The organism is Enterobacter sp. DC1, from assembly GCF_000568075.1.
Lineage (GTDB): Bacteria > Pseudomonadota > Gammaproteobacteria > Enterobacterales > Enterobacteriaceae > Enterobacter > Enterobacter asburiae.
In genome coordinates, this window is sequence record NZ_AZUA01000004.1 from 1 (window position 1) to 17,596 (window position 17,596).

The window sequence follows — 17,596 nt, forward strand, 5'->3', positions numbered from 1 at the left end:
TAAACTTCGTAATGAATTACGTATGTTCACTCAGAGACTTGGTATTCATTTTTCGTCCGAGGACGTTAAGAATCCATGTCACTTTGAGTGCCCACACAGATTGTCTGATAAATTGTTAAAGAGCAGTTGCAACGCGGCTTTCGCTCACCGTTGCGAGGTGGCGTATATTACGCTTTCCTCTTTCAGAGTCAACCCGTTATTTCAGGATTTTTTCTCTTCAACCGACCGGGTTGTCTGTGAAGTGATTCACATCCGCCGTGTCGATGGAGGCGCATTATAGGGAGCCGCCGAGGAATGACAAGCGGAAAAATGCATTTTTATTTCAACCGCTCACCTTTTCACCAAAAAGGCTATTTTTGGTGCTTTTTAATCTCTTTTGGCAGGTCGGCCAGACTATTAATCACCCAATCCGCTGCATTTTCTGCTTCTGCCGTCACTGGCTTACCGGTGCGAACTAATATTTTGGTTCCTACACCCGCTGCCGCTGCCGCCTGCATATCTTCCAGTTTATCGCCCACCATATAAGAAGCAGACATATCGATGTGCAGGAACTCCTGCGCAGAGATGAACATCCCCGGATGCGGCTTACGGCAGTCACAGGTCTGGCGATACGCTTCTACCGTTCCCTGCGGGTGGTGCGGACAATAGTAGATGCCGTCGAGATCCACACCGCGGTCTGCCAGCGACCAATCCATCCATTCCGTCAGCGTCTCGAACTGCGCTTCGGTGAATTTACCGCGTGCAATACCGGACTGGTTCGTCACAACCACCAGCGCATAACCCATCTCTTTCAGCTGGCGCATGGCATCTATTACGCCCTCGATAAACTCGAACTCATCAATCTCATGGACATAACCGTGATCCACATTAATAGTGCCGTCACGATCGAGAAAAATTGCGGGTACTGATTTTGCCACCGGTTTGCTCCTGAAAAAGGCATGTTCGACTAGTATCTCATGAATCGCAGCGCAATAAAGTGCTCATCGTACAGAGTTGGATTGATTTAGACGTCTGGATGCCTTAACATCCGTTTTGTTTACGGTCATCACCCGTATCTGGCAGAAGAAAATGCCACGGCTAACTTACATACGATAAAAATAATCTAATGATTAAACTTTCCAATATCACCAAAGTGTTCCAGCAGGGGAACCGAACCATTCAGGCGCTGAACAACGTCAGCCTGCATGTTCCTGCTGGTCAAATTTATGGCGTCATTGGCGCATCGGGTGCAGGTAAAAGCACGCTGATTCGTTGTGTTAACCTGCTTGAGCGCCCAACCCAGGGCAGCGTAGAAGTTGGCGGCCAGGAACTTACCGCCCTCTCAGAGAAAGAACTCACCAAAGCGCGTCGTCAGATTGGCATGATCTTCCAGCACTTTAACCTGCTGGCCTCCCGCACCGTGTTCGGCAACGTTGCCTTACCGCTTGAGCTGGATAACACGCCAAAAGAAGAAGTGAAGCGCCGCGTCACCGAGCTGCTCGACCTCGTGGGTCTGGGCGACAAACATGATAGCTACCCGGCAAATCTGTCCGGTGGGCAAAAACAGCGTGTGGCCATTGCCCGCGCGCTGGCAAGCAATCCTAAGGTACTGCTGTGTGATGAAGCCACCAGCGCACTGGATCCGGCAACCACGCGTTCGATTCTGGAACTGCTGAAAGACATTAACCGTCGCCTGGGCCTGACGATCCTCCTTATTACACATGAGATGGACGTGGTGAAACGCATCTGCGACTGCGTGGCGGTCATCAGCAACGGTGAGCTGATCGAGCAGGACACGGTAAGTGAAGTATTCTCTCATCCGAAGACGCCGCTGGCGCAGCAGTTCATCCAGTCCACGCTGCATCTGGATATCCCGGAAGATTATCTGGAGCGTTTGAAAACCGAACCCGCAGCAGACAGCGTCCCGATGCTGCGCATGGAGTTCACCGGTCAGTCCGTTGACGCTCCCCTGCTTTCCGAAACCGCGCGTCGCTTTAACGTGAACAACAACATCATCAGCGCGCAGATGGATTACGCCGGTGGCGTGAAGTTCGGCATTATGCTGACAGAAATGCACGGCACACAAGAAGAAACCCAGGCCGCGATTGCCTGGCTGCAAGAACACCATGTAAAAGTAGAGGTACTGGGTTATGTCTGAGCCGATGATGTGGCTGCTGGTTCGCGGCGTTTGGGAAACGCTGGCAATGACCTTTGTCTCTGGCTTCTTTGGTTTTGTGATTGGCCTGCCGGTCGGCGTACTGCTGTACGTGACGCGTCCGGGTCAAATCATTGAGAACGCGAAGCTGTACCGTACGCTCTCTGCGCTGGTGAACATCTTCCGTTCTATCCCCTTCATTATTCTGCTGGTGTGGATGATTCCGTTTACCCGCGTGATCGTCGGAACGTCTATCGGTCTGCAGGCGGCCATTGTTCCGCTGACCGTAGGCGCAGCGCCGTTTATCGCTCGTATGGTGGAAAACGCCCTGCTGGAAATCCCGACAGGTCTGATAGAAGCTTCCCGCGCGATGGGCGCAACGCCGATGCAGATCGTGCGCAAAGTCCTGCTCCCGGAAGCACTGCCAGGCCTGGTGAACGCGGCAACCATCACGCTCATCACGCTGGTCGGTTATTCCGCAATGGGTGGCGCAGTTGGCGCCGGCGGTTTAGGGCAGATTGGTTACCAGTACGGCTATATTGGATATAACGCTACCGTGATGAATACCGTTCTGGTATTGCTGGTTGTTCTGGTTTATTTAATCCAGTTCTCCGGCGATCGCATCGTCCGGACCGTTACTCACAAATAACGTTACACACAACACAAACTCTACGAGTTAAGGATAAAACATGGCGTTTAAATTAAAGACCTTTGCAGCAGTAGGCGCGCTGATCGGCTCTCTGGCACTGGTGGGTTGCGGTCAGGACGAAAAAGATCCAAACCACATTAAAGTGGGCGTTATCGTGGGTGCAGAACAACAGGTTGCTGAGGTTGCTCAGAAAGTGGCGAAAGAGAAGTATGGCCTGGACGTTGAGCTGGTGACCTTCAACGATTATGTCCTGCCGAACGAAGCGCTGAGCAAAGGCGATATCGACGCTAACGCCTTCCAGCATAAGCCATACCTGGACCAGCAGATCAAAGATCGCGGCTATAAACTGGTGGGCGTTGGTAACACCTTCGTTTATCCAATTGCCGGTTACTCTAAGAAAATTAAATCGCTGGACGAGCTGCAGCCGGGCTCTCAGGTTGCCGTGCCTAACGACCCAACCAACCTTGGCCGTTCCCTGCTGCTGCTGCAGAAAGTGGGCCTGATCAAACTGAAAGACGGTGTTGGCCTGCTGCCAACCGTTCTGGATGTCACCGAGAACCCGAAAAATCTGAAAATTGTTGAACTGGAAGCACCGCAGCTGCCACGTTCTCTGGACGATGCGCAGATTGCCCTGGCCGTTATCAACACCACTTACGCCAGCCAGATTGGCCTGACGCCAGCCAAAGACGGTATCTTCGTAGAAGATAAAGACTCCCCGTACGTTAACCTGATCGTGACTCGCGAAGACAACAAGGACGCGGAAAACGTGAAGAAATTCGTTCAGGCTTATCAGTCTGATGAAGTTTACCAGGAAGCCAACAAAGTGTTTAACGGCGGCGCTGTTAAAGGCTGGTAATCTCACCTCAGTGTAATATCATCAGGACGGGCTTATGCCCGTCTTGTCATTTGTGCAGTCAACTGATTCAATATCTGACGTTTTGATTATCCATTGAGGAACTATTATGCGTGCTTTACCGATCTGTCTTTTAGCACTCATGCTGAGCGGCTGTTCTATGCTAAGCAGATCTCCCGTTGAACCTGTTCAAAGCACGGCAACCCCGCCAAAAACCGAGCCTGCGAAACCGAAAGTGGTTCGCCCTGCGCCGGTTCGCATTATCACGAAAGCAGACGAACTCGTCGGTAAACCGTTCCGTGAACTGGGCGAAGTGAGCGGCGAATCCTGTCAGGCGACCAATCAGGACTCACCACCGAATATTCCGACAGCGCGTAAACGTATGCAGATTAATGCCGCAAAAATGAAAGCCAACGCGGTCCTGCTGCACAGCTGTGAAGTTACCAGCGGCACGCCGGGCTGCTATCGTCAGGCGGTTTGCATCGGTTCTGCGCTGAACATCACGGCGAAATGAGTGCATTTCAGTTCGAGCAGATAGGCGTTATCCACTCTCCTTATAAAGAGAAGTTCGCCGTCCCCCGCCAGCCCGGTCTTGTGACCAGCGGAAGCGGTGAGCTTCACCTGATTGCGCCTTACAATCAGGCTGATGCGGTACGCGGGCTCGAGGCTTTCAGCCATTTATGGGTGGTGTTCGTGTTTCACCAGACGATGGAAGGCGGCTGGCGTCCGACCGTGCGCCCTCCTCGTCTTGGCGGAAATGCGAGAATGGGCGTGTTTGCGACTCGCTCGACCTTTCGCCCAAACCCGGTTGGCATGTCGCTGGTTGAACTGAAAGGCATACGCTGCCAGAAAGATCGGGTGATACTGGAGTTAGGTAGCCTGGACCTGGTAGACGGCACGCCGGTAATCGACATCAAACCCTATTTGCCCTTCGCCGAAGCGCTCCCGGACGCGCGTGCAAGTTATGCTCAGGACGCGCCGCAGGCGGATATGCCTGTTTATTTTACGCCAGAGATAACCGCGCAGCTCGGTCAGCTGGAGAAACGCTATCCTCGCTTACGGGATTTCATCACTGAAGTTCTGGCACAGGACCCTCGTCCGGCCTACCGTAAAGATGAGGAAGAAGGAAAAACGTACGCCGTCTGGCTGCTCGATTTCAACGTTCGCTGGCGCGTCACCGGGGCAGGTTTTGAAGTGTTTGCCCTTGAACCCAGGTAATTTTGTTCTCCTCTCTTTTGGCATCTTTGCCACACTGGTAAACTAAACCACTTTTTTTGTGTCAGGCTGGTGTTTCAGCCTGTTCCAATCGTCGAAATGGAACCGTAACAACATGCGTACTAGCCAATATCTGCTCTCCACTCTGAAGGAGACGCCTGCCGACGCCGAAGTGATCAGCCATCAGCTGATGTTGCGCGCCGGGATGATCCGCAAGCTGGCCTCCGGGTTATATACCTGGCTGCCGACCGGCGTGCGCGTCCTGAAAAAAGTCGAAAACATCGTGCGTGAAGAGATGAACAACGCCGGTGCTATCGAGGTGTCCATGCCTGTGGTTCAGCCCGCTGACCTGTGGCAGGAGAGCGGCCGTTGGGAACAGTATGGTCCTGAACTGCTGCGCTTCGTCGATCGCGGCGAGCGTCCGTTCGTTCTCGGCCCAACGCATGAAGAAGTTATTACCGACCTGATTCGTAATGAGCTGAGCTCTTACAAACAGCTGCCGCTGAACTTCTTCCAGATCCAGACCAAGTTCCGTGACGAAGTTCGCCCACGCTTCGGCGTTATGCGCTCTCGCGAATTCCTGATGAAAGATGCCTACTCTTTCCATACCTCTCAGGAATCACTGCAAGAGACTTACGACGCAATGTACGCGGCGTACAGCAAAATCTTCTCCCGCATGGGTCTGGATTTCCGTGCTGTGCAGGCTGATACCGGCTCCATCGGCGGTAGCGCCTCCCATGAGTTCCAGGTCCTGGCGCAAAGCGGTGAAGACGATGTGATCTTCTCTGACTCTTCAGACTACGCGGCGAACATCGAATTTGCAGAAGCGCTGGCGCCAAAAGAACCACGCGGCGCGGCAACGCAAGAGATGACGCTGGTTGATACGCCAAACGCGAAAACCATTGCCGAGCTGGTTGAGCAGTTCAATCTGCCCGTCGAAAAAACCGTGAAAACGCTGCTGGTGAAATCCACCGAAGGTAGCGCTTACCCGCTGGTTGCCCTGCTGGTGCGTGGCGATCATGAGCTGAACGAAGTGAAAGCAGAGAAGCTGCCGCAGGTAGCCAGCCCGCTGACCTTCGCAACGGAAGCGGAAATCCGCGCCGTGGTGAATGCGGGTCCAGGTTCACTGGGTCCAGTCAACCTGCCGGTGCCGGTTGTTATTGACCGCACGGTTGCTGCAATGAGCGACTTCTCTGCAGGTGCGAACATCGACGGTAAACATTACTTCGGCATCAACTGGGATCGCGACGTGGCGACGCCGGAAGTGGCTGACATCCGTAACGTGGTTGCAGGCGATCCAAGCCCGGACGGTCAGGGTACCCTGATGATTAAGCGCGGCATCGAAGTCGGTCACATCTTCCAGCTGGGCGATAAATACTCTCGCGCGCTGAACGCGGCTGTTCAGGGTGAAGATGGCCGTAACCAGATCCTGACCATGGGCTGCTACGGTATCGGGGTGACGCGCGTGGTGGCTGCAGCAATTGAGCAGAACTACGACGAACGAGGCATCGTCTGGCCGGACAATATCGCGCCATTCCAGGTTGCGATCCTGCCTATGAACATGCACAAGTCTTACCGCGTCCAGGAGCTGGCCGAGAAGCTGTATGCCGAGCTGCGCGCGCAGGGTATCGAAGTGCTGATGGATGACCGTAAAGAGCGTCCAGGCGTAATGTTCGCCGATATGGAACTGATCGGTATCCCGCACACCGTCGTCATCGGCGACCGTAACCTCGACAGCGATGAGATTGAATACAAATACCGTCGCAGCGGCGAAAAACAGATGATCAAGACCGGTGACATTCTTGATCACCTGGTGAAAGCCATCAAAGGCTAAACAAAAAACCCCGCTCAGGCGGGGTTTTTTAATGGCTCAGCGTCGGCTTATTTACTGTTACAGTCTTTACCCGCGACAAACTTCGCGTCTTTATCTGCCACCAGCGTTTTCACCATCTCCCCGCTATCCGGGTTTGGCTCCAGCGTAAAGTGACCGTCAACTGTCAGCAGTACCGGCTTGCTGTCATTACCGCGTGCCACTGCGTAATCACGTTCAAGCTGCGCATTGTTTGCCACGCTGACCTTCCTGCCGGTTGCGCAGTCGGTAAAGATCGCCGCATCCGCCATATAGAAGTACATCCCCCGCATCGCCATCGGCGTGGCAGGCAGAGCCGCTTTTACCGGCGCAAGCGTGTAGTTGAACTGGGATTCAATCGGGTTGCCTTCGCGGTCAAGCATCTCCATCCCCTCACCTTTGGCACGGAAAAAGGTTTTCTCACCGGTGGTATCCGTCAGGACCAGCTTCTCCGCCGTACGTGCCCATGTTCCATAAGTTGCAAAAGAAGAAGGCTCTTTAGCGCCCTGATAGCGCTGATTCATCACCCAGGTGCCATCTTTTTGCAGGAACAGAGACGTTTCAATGCCTTCGCAGTCCGCGCAAGGCAATACGCCACGCCAGCTTTGCTGCATCGGTTTTAATTCTTCCGTTTGCGTGGGTTGTAAAACCTGCGTTTCGGAGCGGTTGTTACACCCAAAAAGCGCAAACAGCGTACTCGCTGCCAGCGCTGACCATAATACTTTTTTCACAATGAATTCCTTATGAAAAGTGTGTTCCCTATCGTCACTCTGTCGGGCGACGAACTTTACTGCGTAGTGCTTTCACTGTGGATTTTTGGGCCTTCGAGGACAACCGACGCTCTTTCGATGCGCGGGTTGGCCGCGTTGCCCGGCGGCTTTTTTGTACTGCCGTTAGCTCTTTGATGACCGCTACCAGCCTGGCTACCGCCGCTTCCCGGTTGAGCTCCTGGCTGCGGTACTCCTGGGCTTTGATCACTATCACACCATCGCTGGTGATCAGGTGATGGCTGGCGGCAAGCAGGCTTTCTTTATAATACTCTGGCAGGCTTGAGGCCCGAATGTCAAAACGCAAATGGATAGCCGTCGACGCCTTGTTGACGTGCTGCCCGCCAGCCCCCTGCGCACGGATGGCAGTGATCTCCAGCTCGTTGTCAGGGATGCTGACGTTTCGGGACAAGACGATCATGACGCGGGTTGCCACGCCGTTAAATGAATTTCCAGATTATTCTGAGAATCAGAGAGCCAGATGGCGCCGTCCTGAATCGTCGCCTGCAAAACCATGGTCCGGCTGGCGAACTCGCTCAACTGCGCCAGCTGCTCATCGTCCAGATACCAGACCGTGAGATTTTTAAACTGTCCGCACTTGCTCTTGTTTTGCTGCCACCAGATCTCCGCAGCGCGCTGATTATACGCGAATAAGGCCACTTCAGCGGACTGGGTGCAGGCCTTCTTAATTCTGCGCTCGTCAGGCAGGCCGAGTTCGATCCACAAATCGATACCCAGATGATCGTTGCGCAGCCAGGCTTCAGGCTCGTCTTCTGCGCTTAACCCACGGGTAAACTGCAGACGCTCGTCGGCATACTTAATCCACGCCAGCAGGCGCAGCATCATGCGCTCCTGGGTTTCGGAGGGGTGGCGTGCCAGAGTAAGCGACGCGTCGAGGAACTGGTTGCGATCCAGATCGGCCACATTGACCACTGCTTTATAAATTGTCGCTTTCAGCGCCATGAGAGAACTCCATTCGAATCAGGCGCACATTGTAGCGAAAACCGCGGCAAAAGGCTGTTACAGGGTGTTAAATACACCGCTATCAAGGCTCTGATATTGCTTAAATGAGTATGGTATAGTCACCTTGCTAAACCGAGTTTATCTTCGTAGGCTTAATGATATCTCACAGTAAGTCAGTGCGCTGGCGGGAGGGGATGTGAATAATTATTGTGAGTTAATTCGCAAACGGTATGCGGAAATCGCCAGCGGAGATCTGGGGTATGTCCCGGACGCGTTGGGCTGTGTATTGAAGGTGCTTAATGAAGTGGCCTCTGATGAGAGCCTTTCAGAGTCGGTCAGGGAAAAAGCAGCGTATGCTGCGGCGAATTTACTGGTGAGCGATTATGTCGATGAATGATACTTATCAACCCATCAATTGTGATGACTATGACAACCTCGAACTCGCCTGCCAGCATCATTTATTACTGACGCTGGAGCTAAAAGATGGCGAAGTGTTGAAGGCAAAAGCCAGCGATCTGGTTTCACGAAAGAATGTGGAATACCTGATAGTGGAAGACGCCGGTGCGACGCGTGAGCTGCGTCTGGACAAAATAGCCAGCTTCAGCCACCCGCAAATCGGCACCGTCGTGGTGAGCGAATCCTGATGACACTAACGGGCAGCCTGGCTGCCCGTTACGCTTTTTGCCACTCAAAACTGCCCCCCTCTTCTGACCACCCCTCTTCCGTGATGAACCCCCCTGCCGCAGCGATAAGCGTTTCACCGTAGAACAGTAGCGGCGTGGTATCGCGCAGCCACGGCGGCACGTTACACTCCTGCCATATTTTCTTCAGCTTCCGTCCCCCGTTGCGCCCGACGATATGCAGCATGCCGCCAGCCTTAAAGCGCACGGTGACCGGTTCGCCGGGCTTCGGCAGCCGCACATGACCAGACGGCAGGAGAGAGACGCGTCCTGCCTCACAGGGCAATATCAGGGGCGCGTCAGGAGAAAGCCAGTCGAGCACCACATCGGTCAGCGAGGGCATGGATTTAATCCACCACAGCTTCCCTTTATAGCGTCTAACCTCAAAACCGTTCAGATGGACGCACGGGGAGGCATCATCCCGCGCCAGAGCGACTTCGTCCCAGATACGGATCAGCATTGTCCGCGACGGCATCGCGGCGCGATGAAAGGCCAGCCAGCGCCGTAGCAGCGCGGCGCGACGTACCGGGCTCATCGCTTTCATCGGTGCGATCGCCAGTGCCCCTTCTGCAGAAATCAGCCCTGCCAGCTCGTCGCTCAACAGCTCATCCAGCAACGATTCCTGTTCCGCACACAGCATGGCGCTTCTTGCCGTCGCGTCGGCGAAATGCGGCCAGCGCTCGCCTAAAAGCGGGAGGACGCGCAGACGCAGGAAGTTACGGTCATAGCCGTCATCCCGGTTACTTTCATCTTCGATCCAGTTCAGCTGATGTTCTCGCGCCCAGGCTTCCAGTGAGGCACGCGTCTCGCCAAGCAGCGGACGCAGTAGCGTTGTGCCGGCAAATTCAGAACGCGCCGGCATAGCAGAAAGCCCCGCCGGCCCGCTTCCCCGCTTAAGCGCCAGCAGAAAGGTTTCACACTGGTCATCAAGATGCTGAGCTGTGACCAGCGCTTCTCCAGCACGTAATGCCCCGGCAAACGCGGCATAGCGGGCTTTCCGCGCCTGCGCCTCGATGCCCAGCCCCTCCTCCACAAGCGTGACGCGCTCAACGATGAGCGGGATCGCCCAGGCCGCACACAAGGCTTCGCAGTGCGCCACCCACGCCTCTGCGTGAGGACTTAATCCGTGGTGAATATGCATCGCCCGAAGCTGGACGTCAGGCTCCCGATCGCGCCAAAGCTTTAGACGATGCAGCAACACGGTAGAATCCAGGCCACCGCTAAACCCCACCAGCAGCTGGCGGTACGGTGAAACGGCTTTTGCGATAGCGGGTAAGGTCATAGGAGATTACACATAAAAAATGCCCGAACTGAGCGGGCATTATCACACAGGACAACCATTACTGCTGATAAAGCTCCAGCGGCAGGCCGTCCGGGTCGTTGAAAAAGGTAAAGCGCTTGTCGGTGAAGGGATCGACGCGGATCGCTTCGCACGTTACGCCGTGCTCTTCCAGATGTTTTACCGCGCTATCCAGGTCATCGACGCTGAAGGCAAGATGACGCAGGCCACAGGCTTCCGGGCGGGACGGACGTGCAGGCGGAAAAGGAAAAGAGAACAGCTCAATCACATATTGCCCGTTTAACGCCAGGTCGCCCTTCCAGGAGTCACGCTCCTCGCGGTAGGCCTCGCTCATGAGCGTAAAGCCCAGGATGTCGCAGTAAAAGGCCTTACTTTTCGCGTAGTCGGTCGCAATGATCGCAATATGATGAACCTGTTTTAAACCCAGCATAGCTTCTCCTTTTTATGATGCCTGAACGTTACAACCGAAAACCCGCGCCTGGCAAGTGGTCAACCTTATTTTAGGACTCGCACCCAGTAAACGCCGTTCTCGTCGCGCTTCGCACCGTGGATATCCGTCTCAAAACCGGGATAGTGGCGTCCTACCGAACAGAGCATCAGCAGGAAATCGAGCACGGCCCGACTCTCTTCGGTAATCATCTCTCCCGGCATCAGGAGCGGAACGCCCGGCGGGTAAGGCAAGATCATGTTGGCCGATACGCGTCCGACCAGGTTTTCCAGCTCGACGGTTTCGACCTCCCCTTTCACCTGGCGCTGCCACGCCTTGTGCGGGGTAAACTTCATCTCTGGTAATACATCGAACGCCTGAAGCATCAGACGCGGCAGATCGTGCTGACGGATCAGCCTGTGGATCCCCTGAGCCAGATCCTGAATGCGCATATTTCGATAGAAGTCAGGATCCTCCGCGTAGAGATCCGGGAGCATATTCTTCACCCGCAGGTTGAGATCGTAGGCGCGCTTAAACTCCATCAGGCCGCGCAACAGCCCCATAGCCCGGGTTTTATCAATGCCAATGCTGAACAGGAAAAGCAGGTTATAGGGACCGGTTTTCTCCACCACCACGCCACGTTCATCAAGGAATTTCGCCACCAACGCGGCCGGAATACCTTCATCGCCCATCCTGCCCTGCTCATCCATGCCCGGCGTCAGGATCGTCACTTTTACCGGGTCGAGGAACATATGGTCGATATCGGCATCCCGGAAGCCATGCCAGTCTTCGCCGGGCGAGACGGGCCAGCATTCTGCTTCATCAATCTCTTCCGGCTGCCAGATATCAAAGAACCAGCCGTCGGCTTCATCTTTCAGCCGCTGCACCTCTTTGCGGAAATGCAGCGCGCGCTCAACCGAACGGTTGATGAGGCGTTTGCCCGGATTGCCGCGCAGCATCGCCGCGGCCGTTTCAATGGAGGCCACCAGCGGATAGCTCGGTGAGGTGGTGGTATGCATCATAAAGGCTTCGTTGAACGTGTCTTCGTCATACTCGCCTTTGATGTGAATAAGCGAAGCCTGGGAAAACGCCGCCAGCATTTTATGCGTCGACTGCGTTTCGAAGAACACTTTACCCGGCACGCGTTCACCGCTCATGCCGCTTTTACCGGCGTAAATCGGGTGGAAATTGGTGTATGGCACCCATGCGGAATCGAAGTGGATCGACGGCACGTCGAGCATCTTTTTGATCCAGTTCGTGTTGTACAGCAGACCGTCATAGGTCGAGTTGGTGATCACCGCATGAACAGGCCAGCTTGCGCCAGGAGTTGCCGCGACCTTACTTTCAATGGCGTCATGAGTGAACTCCCGGCGCGGAATGCCGCCAAGAATACCGAGCGCGTTACGCGTGGGCGACAGCCAGAGCGGTACGACGTCGCTCATCATCAGCAGGTGCGCCAGGGATTTATGACAGTTACGGTCAATCAGCAAGGTGCTGCCAGCAGGCGCAGCGTACATCCCGACGATTTTGTTCGAGGTCGACGTGCCGTTGGTCACCATATAGCTCTGCTCGGCGCCAAAGGTGCGAGCGATATACTCTTCGGCTTCAAGATGCGGGCCGGTGTGATCCAGCAGAGAGCCTAATTCGGTGACTGAAATCGACACGTCCGCTTTCAGCGTGTTGCCACCGAAGAAATCATAGAACAGGCAGCCCACCGGGCTTTTTTGATAAGCCGTTCCCGCCATATGACCCGGCGTACAGAAGGTATATTTGCCCTCCTTCACGTAGGTGAAGAGCGCGCGGGTAAAGGGCGGCGTAATGTTATCGAGGTACTCACCGGTATATTGCTGAATTCGGTTCGCAATATCTTCCGCCACGCCGAGGGAATATTCAAAAAACCACAGCGCCATACGCATATCGTTGGCGCTGACGTCCATGGTTGAGTGAGTATTAATAAACGCGTACAGCGGGAGGTATTCGTTCAGCTTGTTGATATCGCTGCACAGTTCGAGATCGTATTCGTCCCAGTCGAAGATCACGCCGCAGATACGCGGGTTATGCTCGATGAACTTCAGCAGGTCGGCACTGTTGTGCGGCCAGATTAGCTGATACCCGCGCGACTGCAGGGCTTGCTCCAGCTCCTTAATTGGCTCATCTTTATAAAAGACGCCGTGCGGCCCCATAATGGCAATGATATTCATGGGCTTCCTCCTTAAAAAACATTAGCTAAGCATAGTCCGGCTAAACCGCAGGTATAAAAAAAGCCGCAACAGTGTGCGGCTTTTCAGATAATTGTGAAGCTTACGCGTAACCGTAGGTCATCAGACGCTGGTAACGGCGGTTGAGCAGATCGTCTTTGCTCAGCACGTCCAGATCCGCCAGGTCAGCCAGCAGCTGCGCTTTCAGAGAAGCCGCCATCACTTCCGGCTTACGATGCGCACCACCCAGCGGTTCCGGGATGATGGAATCGATCAGCTTAAGCTCTTTCAGGCGCGGCGCAATGATGCCCATTGCTTCTGCAGCCAGCGGCGCTTTGTCGGCGCTTTTCCACAGAATGGACGCGCAGCCTTCCGGGGAGATAACGGAATAGGTGCTGTACTGCAGCATATTCACTTTATCGCCCACGCCAATCGCCAGCGCACCGCCGGAACCACCCTCGCCGATAACGGTACAGATGACCGGCACCTTCAGACGAGACATCTCGCGCAGGTTGCGCGCGATGGCCTCAGACTGACCGCGCTCTTCCGCGCCCACGCCAGGGTACGCACCCGGGGTGTCGATGAAGGTGATGATTGGCATGTTGAAACGCTCAGCCATCTCCATCAGTCGCAGGGCTTTACGGTAGCCTTCTGGTGCTGGCATACCGAAGTTACGACGGATTTTCTCTTTGGTTTCACGACCTTTCTGATGACCAATGATCATCACCGGGCGTCCGTCCAGACGCGCGATACCGCCAACGATAGCTTTATCGTCAGCGTATGCGCGATCGCCTGCCAGTTCGTCAAATTCGTCAAACGCCAGGCGGACATAATCCAGGGTGTACGGACGCTGTGGATGGCGGGCCAGCTGGGCCACCTGCCATGCGCCGAGATCGGCAAAGATTTTGCGCGTCAGCTCTACGCTTTTCTCGCGCAGACGATGCACTTCTTCGTCGATGTTAATATCCAGTTTTTCATCCTGACGGCTTACCGCTGTCAGAGAATCGATTTTCGCTTCCAGCTCAGCAATCGGCTGTTCGAAATCAAGGAAATTCAGACTCATAGTATTCCTGTATTAGTCAAACTCCAGTTCCACCTGCTCCGAACCAATGAGGCCACGGAGATCGTTCAGTAAACGATCGCTCGGAGAGACACGCCACGTTGCACCAAAGCGCAACCGCGCGCGTGCATCCGCCCTCTGATAGTAGAGATGTACTGGAATTGTCCCCGAGCGGTGGGGTTCCAGAGACTGACGGAGTCGGTTTAAAAGCTGGTCATCAATTTGCCTGTCCGTCAGCGAGATAGCAAGCCCGCGAGCATATTTTTCCCGGGCTTCGTCAATGTCCATCACTTCGCGGGCGGTCATTTTAAGCCCCCCGCTGAAGTCATCAAAGCTGACCTGTCCGCTGACGATAAGTATGCGGTCTTTTTCCAGCAATTGCTGGTATTTATCCAGCGCGTCGGTGAACAACATCACCTCCAGACGCCCGGAACGGTCATCCAGCGTACAGATGCCGATACGATTGCCGCGCTTGGTGACCATAACCCTTGCGGCAATCACGAGCCCCGCAGCCGTGGTGATTTTACCACGTTCTGTCGGATGCATGTCTTTAAGCCTGTGGCCGCCGACATAGCGCTCAATTTCTTTGATGTACTGGTTGATCGGGTGCCCCGTCAGGTACAAGCCTAACGTCTCACGCTCTCCATCCAGTACCACCTGTTCTGGCCACGGCTGGCAGTTGGAATAAGATTGCTCGATCTGCTCTGGCTCTTCCGCCAGCACCCCGAACATATCCGCCTGACCAATGGCTTCCGCTTTTGCATGCTGATCCGCCGCTTTCAGCGCGTCACCGAGGGAATTCATCAGCGCGGCGCGGTGCGGCCCCAGCCTGTCAAACGCGCCGGACATGATCAGTTTTTCCAGCACGCGACGGTTCAGTTTTTTGGTGTCGGTACGAGCGCAAAGATCGAACAGCTCGCGGAAATACCCGCCGTTGTTACGCGCTTCGATGATCGCCTCGATCGGACCTTCGCCCACGCCTTTGATCGCGCCGATCCCGTAAACGATCTCTCCGTCGTCGTTGACGTGGAAGTGGTAAAGCCCTGAGTTAATATCCGGCGGCAGGATCTTAAGGCCCATGCGCCAGCACTCGTCCACCAGGCCAACCACCTTCTCGGTGTTGTCCATATCGGCCGTCATTACCGCCGCCATAAATTCAGCAGGATAGTGCGCTTTCAGCCACAGCGTTTGATACGACACCAAAGCATAGGCGGCGGAGTGGGATTTGTTAAATCCGTACCCGGCGAATTTCTCCACCAGGTCGAAGATTTTCATCGCCAGCTCGCCGTCAACGCCGTTTTTCTTCGCCCCGTCTTCAAAGATGGAGCGCTGCTTGGCCATCTCTTCCGGCTTTTTCTTACCCATCGCACGACGCAGCATGTCCGCGCCGCCGAGCGTATAGCCGGAAAGCACCTGAGCAATCTGCATGACCTGTTCCTGATACAGGATAATGCCGTAGGTTGGTTCCAGTACCGGCTTCAGGCTTTCATGCTGCCACTGAACGTCCGGGTAAGAAATCTCTTCGCGACCGTGCTTACGGTCGATAAAGTTATCTACCATCCCTGACTGCAGCGGGCCCGGACGGAACAGGGCGACCAGTGCGATCATATCTTCGAAGCAGTCGGGCTGCAGACGTTTAATCAGGTCTTTCATGCCGCGGGATTCAAGCTGGAAGACGGCTGTCGTCTCCGAGCGCTGCAGCATGTCGAAACTTTTCTTGTCATCCAGCGGGATGGCGGCAATGTCTATCGGCTCAAGGCCCTGCTTCTCCCGGCGCGGGTTGATCATCTTCAGCGCCCAGTCGATGATCGTCAGCGTACGCAGGCCGAGGAAGTCAAACTTCACCAGCCCGGCGTATTCCACGTCGTTCTTATCAAACTGAGTAACCGGATGCTCACCCGCTTCATCGCAGTAGAGCGGCGCGAAGTCGGTAATTTTGGTCGGCGCGATAACCACGCCCCCCGCATGCTTGCCGGCGTTACGCGTGACGCCTTCCAGCTTGCGCGCCATGTCGATCAGCGCTTTCACTTCTTCGTCAGCTTCGTAGATTTCCGGCAGCTGAGGTTCGGCTTCAAACGCTTTTGCCAGCGTCATGCCCGGATCGGGCGGCACCAGCTTAGAAATACGATCGACAAACCCGTACGGGTGGCCCAGCACGCGGCCGACGTCACGGATAACCGCCTTCGCCGCCATCGTACCGAACGTAATAATCTGCGATACCGCATCACGGCCGTACATATCGGCGACGTGCTCGATCACCTGGTCGCGTTTCTCCATGCAGAAGTCGACGTCAAAGTCGGGCATGGAAACACGTTCCGGGTTAAGGAAACGTTCGAACAGCAGGTCGAATTCCAGCGGATCGAGGTCGGTAATTTTAAGCGCATAGGCCACAAGCGATCCTGCACCGGAGCCACGCCCCGGTCCGACAGGTACGCCGTTATCCTTCGACCACTGGATAAACTCCATGACGATCAGGAAGTAGCCCGGGAAGCCCATCTGGTTGATTACCTGGAGTTCAATATCCAGGCGTTCATCGTACGGCGGACGCTTCTCTTTGCGAACGGCCTCATCCGGGAACAGGAATTCCAGACGCTCTTCAAGACCTTCTTTTGATTTCACGACCAGGAAGTCTTCCGTGGTCATATCACCCGTCGGGAACTGCGGCAGGAAGTATTCGCCGAGGCGGACGGTAACGTTACAGCGCTTGGCGATCTCCACGCTGTTTTCCAGCGCTTCAGGGATATCGGAGAAGAGTTCACACATCTCCTCCTCGCTGCGCATGTACTGCTGAGCGGAGTAATTACGCGGCCGTTTGGGATCGTCCAGCGTGAAGCCATCGTGGATAGCCACGCGAATTTCGTGGGCGTCAAAATCCCCCGGCTCGAGGAACCGCACATCGTTTGTCGCGACGACGGGCAGCCCGCGCTCTTCCGCAAGTGCGACCGCCGCGTGCAGATAGCTCTCTTCGTCCTGGCGACCGGTGCGGATCAGCTCCAGATAATAACGATCCGGGAAATACTCTTCATAGAACGAGACGCACTGATCCACCAGCGCGCTATTGCCGCGCAGCAGGCATTTGCCGACATCCCCCATACGGCCACCGGAGATCAGCAGCAGCCCTTCGTTGAGCTCTGCCAGCCAGTCCCTGTCGATCCACGGGCCCAGCGCACCATACCCGCGCTGATAGGCTTTTGAGATAAGCAGAGTGAGGTTTTGATAGCCCGTGTTGTTCATCGCCAGCACGGAGATTTGCGTCATTTCATCGCCGATCAGATCGCTCTGCACATGAAAATCCGCCCCGACGATGGGCTTTATCCCCGCGCCATGCGCCGTTCCGTAGAACTTCACCAGGCCACACAGGTTGGTAAAATCGGTGATCGCCAGCGCGGGCATGCCAAGGGAGGCCGCCTTTTTTACCAGCGGCCCGGTCTTCGCCAGCCCATCGATCATGGAGTAGTCGCTATGCACCCGCAGGTGTACGAAACGTGGTTCAGCCATCTT

The 17,596-nt window shown here is 55.1% G+C and carries 17 protein-coding genes; 8 read left to right on the plus strand and 9 right to left on the minus strand.

From position 1 onward, the window contains the following. Positions 1-350 precede the first annotated feature (350 nt). Positions 351-917: a D-glycero-beta-D-manno-heptose 1,7-bisphosphate 7-phosphatase gene (gmhB, locus tag P346_RS08620; RefSeq protein WP_032660564.1), complete on the minus strand. Its 567-nt coding sequence runs from the start codon at positions 915-917 to the stop codon at positions 351-353. 188 nt (positions 918-1,105) lie between these two features. On the opposite strand from gmhB, the gene metN reads away from it, so the two are divergent. The 6 genes from metN (at position 1,106) to proS (ending at position 6,685) form a co-directional block, all read left to right on the plus strand. Further along, positions 1,106-2,137, plus strand: coding sequence for a methionine ABC transporter ATP-binding protein MetN (gene metN / locus P346_RS08615; RefSeq protein ID WP_023310475.1), 1,032 nt, complete (start codon positions 1,106-1,108; stop codon positions 2,135-2,137). After that, entirely contained in the window at positions 2,130-2,783 is a 654-nt protein-coding gene (locus P346_RS08610) for a methionine ABC transporter permease MetI (RefSeq protein WP_014168730.1), read from the plus strand. Before metN ends, P346_RS08610 begins: the two co-directional genes overlap by 8 nt. A 40-nt stretch (positions 2,784-2,823) precedes the next feature. Next, positions 2,824-3,639, plus strand: a complete 816-nt coding sequence (gene metQ, locus P346_RS08605; RefSeq protein WP_014168729.1) for a methionine ABC transporter substrate-binding lipoprotein MetQ — start codon at positions 2,824-2,826, stop codon at positions 3,637-3,639. Between the two features lie 106 nt (positions 3,640-3,745). Further along, positions 3,746-4,150 carry an Rcs stress response system protein RcsF gene (gene rcsF, locus P346_RS08600; RefSeq protein WP_008501883.1) on the plus strand — a complete coding sequence of 135 codons (405 nt, stop codon included), beginning with the start codon at positions 3,746-3,748 and terminating at the stop codon, positions 4,148-4,150. After that, positions 4,147-4,854 (plus strand): tRNA (N6-threonylcarbamoyladenosine(37)-N6)-methyltransferase TrmO, encoded by a 708-nt coding sequence (tsaA, locus tag P346_RS08595; protein WP_032660567.1) that lies wholly within the window; start codon positions 4,147-4,149, stop codon positions 4,852-4,854. Before rcsF ends, tsaA begins: the two co-directional genes overlap by 4 nt. 112 nt (positions 4,855-4,966) lie before the next feature. Further along, positions 4,967-6,685, plus strand: coding sequence for a proline--tRNA ligase (gene proS, locus P346_RS08590; RefSeq protein WP_032660571.1), 1,719 nt, complete (start codon positions 4,967-4,969; stop codon positions 6,683-6,685). A gap of 47 nt (positions 6,686-6,732) precedes the next feature. Here proS and nlpE read toward each other — a convergent pair whose 3' ends face one another. The 3 genes from nlpE to P346_RS08575 are packed head-to-tail and all read right to left on the minus strand — an operon-like array spanning position 6,733 to position 8,430. Beyond that, on the minus strand, positions 6,733-7,431 hold the full coding sequence (gene nlpE, locus P346_RS08585) for an envelope stress response activation lipoprotein NlpE (protein WP_032660574.1): 699 nt from the start codon (positions 7,429-7,431) through the stop codon (positions 6,733-6,735). Between the two features lie 34 nt (positions 7,432-7,465). Next, on the minus strand, positions 7,466-7,888 hold the full coding sequence (gene arfB, locus P346_RS08580; protein ID WP_032660576.1) for an alternative ribosome rescue aminoacyl-tRNA hydrolase ArfB: 423 nt from the start codon (positions 7,886-7,888) through the stop codon (positions 7,466-7,468). Further along, the gene (locus P346_RS08575) at positions 7,885-8,430 is read right to left on the minus strand and encodes a YaeQ family protein (RefSeq protein ID WP_023310470.1); all 546 of its coding nucleotides are present in this window, start codon (positions 8,428-8,430) and stop codon (positions 7,885-7,887) included. Before P346_RS08575 ends, arfB begins: the two co-directional genes overlap by 4 nt. A gap of 196 nt (positions 8,431-8,626) precedes the next feature. Between P346_RS08575 and P346_RS08570 the strand changes: the two genes are divergently transcribed. Then, positions 8,627-8,827, plus strand: coding sequence for a YaeP family protein (locus tag P346_RS08570; RefSeq protein ID WP_008501889.1), 201 nt, complete (start codon positions 8,627-8,629; stop codon positions 8,825-8,827). Beyond that, positions 8,814-9,074 (plus strand): Rho-binding antiterminator, encoded by a 261-nt coding sequence (gene rof, locus P346_RS08565; protein ID WP_008501890.1) that lies wholly within the window; start codon positions 8,814-8,816, stop codon positions 9,072-9,074. Before P346_RS08570 ends, rof begins: the two co-directional genes overlap by 14 nt. A gap of 28 nt (positions 9,075-9,102) precedes the next feature. Here the strand turns inward: rof and tilS are convergent, their stop codons facing one another. From tilS to dnaE, 5 genes are all read right to left on the minus strand, one after another. Next, positions 9,103-10,392, minus strand: a complete 1,290-nt coding sequence (gene tilS / locus P346_RS08560; protein WP_032660579.1) for a tRNA lysidine(34) synthetase TilS — start codon at positions 10,390-10,392, stop codon at positions 9,103-9,105. A gap of 58 nt (positions 10,393-10,450) precedes the next feature. Next, on the minus strand, positions 10,451-10,840 hold the full coding sequence (locus tag P346_RS08555) for a VOC family protein (RefSeq protein WP_032660582.1): 390 nt from the start codon (positions 10,838-10,840) through the stop codon (positions 10,451-10,453). A 65-nt stretch (positions 10,841-10,905) separates the two neighbouring features. Then, on the minus strand, positions 10,906-13,038 hold the full coding sequence (locus tag P346_RS08550; protein ID WP_032660584.1) for a lysine decarboxylase LdcC: 2,133 nt from the start codon (positions 13,036-13,038) through the stop codon (positions 10,906-10,908). Positions 13,039-13,138: 100 nt separating this feature from the next. Then, positions 13,139-14,098 (minus strand): acetyl-CoA carboxylase carboxyl transferase subunit alpha, encoded by a 960-nt coding sequence (accA, locus tag P346_RS08545; protein ID WP_023310466.1) that lies wholly within the window; start codon positions 14,096-14,098, stop codon positions 13,139-13,141. Positions 14,099-14,110: 12 nt separating this feature from the next. Further along, positions 14,111-17,593 carry a DNA polymerase III subunit alpha gene (gene dnaE / locus P346_RS08540; protein ID WP_029741195.1) on the minus strand — a complete coding sequence of 1,161 codons (3,483 nt, stop codon included), beginning with the start codon at positions 17,591-17,593 and terminating at the stop codon, positions 14,111-14,113. Positions 17,594-17,596 lie beyond the last annotated feature (3 nt).

Excerpts from the sequence above, each read along its gene's own strand:
- metN (WP_023310475.1), top strand. The coding sequence starts at position 1,106 with ATGATTAAACTTTCCAATATCACCAAAGTGTTCCAGCAGGGGAACCGA.
- P346_RS08610 (WP_014168730.1), top strand. The coding sequence starts at position 2,130 with ATGTCTGAGCCGATGATGTGGCTGCTGGTTCGCGGCGTTTGGGAAACG.
- metQ (WP_014168729.1), top strand. The coding sequence starts at position 2,824 with ATGGCGTTTAAATTAAAGACCTTTGCAGCAGTAGGCGCGCTGATCGGC.
- rcsF (WP_008501883.1), top strand. The coding sequence starts at position 3,746 with ATGCGTGCTTTACCGATCTGTCTTTTAGCACTCATGCTGAGCGGCTGT.
- tsaA (WP_032660567.1), top strand. The coding sequence starts at position 4,147 with ATGAGTGCATTTCAGTTCGAGCAGATAGGCGTTATCCACTCTCCTTAT.
- proS (WP_032660571.1), top strand. The coding sequence starts at position 4,967 with ATGCGTACTAGCCAATATCTGCTCTCCACTCTGAAGGAGACGCCTGCC.
- arfB (WP_032660576.1), bottom strand. The coding sequence starts at position 7,888 with ATGATCGTCTTGTCCCGAAACGTCAGCATCCCTGACAACGAGCTGGAG.
- P346_RS08575 (WP_023310470.1), bottom strand. The coding sequence starts at position 8,430 with ATGGCGCTGAAAGCGACAATTTATAAAGCAGTGGTCAATGTGGCCGAT.
- rof (WP_008501890.1), top strand. The coding sequence starts at position 8,814 with ATGTCGATGAATGATACTTATCAACCCATCAATTGTGATGACTATGAC.
- tilS (WP_032660579.1), bottom strand. The coding sequence starts at position 10,392 with ATGACCTTACCCGCTATCGCAAAAGCCGTTTCACCGTACCGCCAGCTG.
- P346_RS08555 (WP_032660582.1), bottom strand. The coding sequence starts at position 10,840 with ATGCTGGGTTTAAAACAGGTTCATCATATTGCGATCATTGCGACCGAC.
- P346_RS08550 (WP_032660584.1), bottom strand. The coding sequence starts at position 13,038 with ATGAATATCATTGCCATTATGGGGCCGCACGGCGTCTTTTATAAAGAT.
- accA (WP_023310466.1), bottom strand. The coding sequence starts at position 14,098 with ATGAGTCTGAATTTCCTTGATTTCGAACAGCCGATTGCTGAGCTGGAA.
- dnaE (WP_029741195.1), bottom strand. The coding sequence starts at position 17,593 with ATGGCTGAACCACGTTTCGTACACCTGCGGGTGCATAGCGACTACTCC.